Source organism: Streptomyces sp. NPDC007162 (genome assembly GCF_040634175.1).
GTDB lineage: Bacteria > Actinomycetota > Actinomycetes > Streptomycetales > Streptomycetaceae > Streptomyces.
The window spans coordinates 1-2405 of record NZ_JBEYFC010000864.1; the positions used below are offsets into that span (position 1 = coordinate 1).

The following is a 2405-nucleotide window of genomic DNA, read 5'->3' on the forward strand; positions in this document are numbered from 1 at the left end:
GGAGCAAGCCTATACATCTGAACAGAATTCCTGACTCAGAAGACTAGGGCCTGTCGCGAAAGTGGATCAAGTTCGTAGATGATCACCGTCTGTGGGGCGTGGTGAGCTGACGAACGGCCAGTGGGCCCGCTTGGAACCCTTGTTGCCTGTCGGTAAGAAGCCGGGCCGTCCGCGGACCTGGACGCGTCGGCGGCTGCTCGACGGCATAAGGTGGCGGACCAGGACCGGGGCACCATGGCGGGACGTGCCCGAGCGGTATGGACCGCGGGACCGGGTCTACGACCTGTTCCGGCGCTGGCAGCGCAACGGCACCTGGAAGCGCATCCTGGAGCAACTGCAGGCCGAAGCCGACGCGAAGGACCTGATCACCTGGGATGTGAGCGTGGACTCCACGATCGCAGGGGATCTGCAGAAGGAGCCTCCCGGCGGCGTCGATGTAGAGCCCGACGACCACGGCCTCGGACGCTCACGCGGCGGACTGACCACCAAGCTGCACCTGGCGGTCGAGCAGGGACAGAAACCGTTGTCCCTGCTCGTCACCGTCGGCCAGCGGCACGACAGCCCCCAGTTCACCGGTCCTGGACGCCATCCGCATGCCCCGAATCGGGCCGGGCCGACCACGCTCCCGGCCGGACAAGGTTCGTGCCGACCGGGTCTACGGCTCGCGCGCGAACCGCGCCTACCTGCGCAGGCATCAACGAGTGGCTATGACCAGCACCGACCCGATTCGTCCTAGCCGTTGATGTCGAGTGCTGTTCCGTACATCCGGTCCACCTTCAACCGGATGACCACTCGGCGCTCGGCAACCAACTGCTCCAGAAACGCGTCTTCATTCTCCGGCTTCGCGGCCTGCGGGATCATTCCGAGCAGTTCCCGACCAATCGCATCGCCAGGAACCCTCGTGATCTCCGAGACCTCGGCCTCGCCTTCGGCGACGGCGAACGACCACACGTCGCCGCCCTGCACATGCAGTGAGGCACGCGGATCGCGTCGCAGGTGTCCGACCTTGGTGCGGTCGACCGTCGTTGAGAACCGCACGATGCGGGCCACGGAGTCCCAGCTGTACAGCATGGTGGTCAGGTGCGGATGGCCACTGCGCTTGACAGTGGCGAGCGTGCCGAACTGCTGCTTGCCGAGCAGATTGGAGAGAGCTTCGTCGGACAGTGGGCGAGGCGCTGGTCCTTGAGTCATGACGCGACCAACATCCCCAGCCGCCCAACAATTTCGTGGGGTGCCGCGGCACTAGGTCGTCGCGCCGCTTCCCGGGGGGTTCGGTGAGGGTGAGCGGTCGCCGGGACGCTGCCAGGGGCCGCCGTGGTCGCGCATGCCGCCCGGGCGCCCACTGACGAAGTCGCCCGAGAACGCGGCCGAAGCGGTCAGCTTGCCGTCGTTCCCGCGGGTGCCCACCAGGAACGCCGTCGTGCCCTTCTTGAGCGAGCTGTCGTTCCCGCGCACCTTGACGTCCGAGCCGACGCTCCACGTCCAGGACGTGCCGTCCTCGCTCTTCACCGTCACCTGGTCGCCCGCCACCGTCTCGACGGTGCCCCGCTGCCAGACCCGCACCACGTACCTGCCGGCGTCCGGGTCCTTGACGGTCGACTCGGCGTGCACGCCCATCACGGCCATGCCGAACCAGCCGTGTCCGGGACCGTGCCCGTCCGGCGCCGACGGGGACGGTGCCGGTGTGCCGGCGGCCGCGGGCGAGGTGCCGGAGCCTGCGGCGGACGCCGCCGTGCCGCCGAGGGCCAGTGCCCCCACGACGAAGGCCACGGCAACGACTACGGCAGTTCCTGCGCCCGCGCGATGAGGAGCGCCACGTCGTCGTGGTTGTCCGGGTGGTGCAGCTCCCGCAGCAGCAGGTCGCAGGCGTCCTCCAGCGGCCGCCCGGGATCGTCCAGCAGGGCCAGCAGCGCGTCCAGCCGCTCGTCCAGCGAATGGCTGCGGGTCTCCACCAGACCGTCGGTGTAGAGCACCAGCTCGTCGCCGGGCTCGAAGTCCACGGTGGTGGCGGCGAAGGGGATCCCGCCCACGCCCAGCGGGACCCCGGTGGGCAGGTCCAGCAGTTCCGGCGGCCGGCCGGGGCGGACCCGGACCGGGGGCAGATGCCCGGCGTTGGCGATGCGGACCTGCCGCCGCCGCGGGTCGTGCACGGCGTACACGCAGGTCGCGATGGAGTGGTCCAGGCCCGAGGTGGTCTTGTCCAGCTGCTCCAGGAGCACCGCCGGATCCAGGCCGAGCGAGGCCAGGGTGGTGGTCGCGGTGCGCAGCCGGCCCATGGTCGCGGCCGCGTTGATGCCGCTGCCCATCACGTCCCCCACCACGAGCGCCGTGCGGCCGCCCTCCAGCGGGATCACGTCGAACCAGTCGCCGCCCACCTCGACGGTCGCGCCCGCCGGCTGGTAGCG

Annotated in this window: 4 protein-coding genes; 1 reads left to right on the top strand and 3 read right to left on the bottom strand. The window is 69.8% G+C overall.

Annotation, left to right across the window (positions count from 1 at the left end; genetic code table 11):
- The first annotated feature begins 91 nt into the window (after window positions 1–91).
- The gene (locus ABZ646_RS45070; protein WP_360533147.1) at window positions 92–736 is read left to right on the top strand and encodes an IS5 family transposase; all 645 of its coding nucleotides are present in this window, start codon (window positions 92–94) and stop codon (window positions 734–736) included.
- On the opposite strand, the gene ABZ646_RS45075 is transcribed toward ABZ646_RS45070, so the two are convergent.
- The 3 genes from ABZ646_RS45075 to ABZ646_RS45085 form a co-directional block, all read right to left on the bottom strand.
- Complete coding sequence (locus ABZ646_RS45075; RefSeq protein ID WP_360533150.1) at window positions 733–1191, bottom strand: TIGR03618 family F420-dependent PPOX class oxidoreductase; 459 nt, start codon at window positions 1189–1191, stop codon at window positions 733–735. The genes ABZ646_RS45070 and ABZ646_RS45075 overlap by 4 nt on opposite strands.
- Window positions 1192–1242: 51 nt before the next feature.
- On the bottom strand, window positions 1243–1770 hold the full coding sequence (locus ABZ646_RS45080) for a hypothetical protein (protein ID WP_360533153.1): 528 nt from the start codon (window positions 1768–1770) through the stop codon (window positions 1243–1245).
- An 8-nt stretch (window positions 1771–1778) separates the two neighbouring features.
- The coding region (locus tag ABZ646_RS45085) for a PP2C family protein-serine/threonine phosphatase (RefSeq protein WP_360533156.1) at window positions 1779–2405 on the bottom strand (627 nt) is incomplete at its 5' end.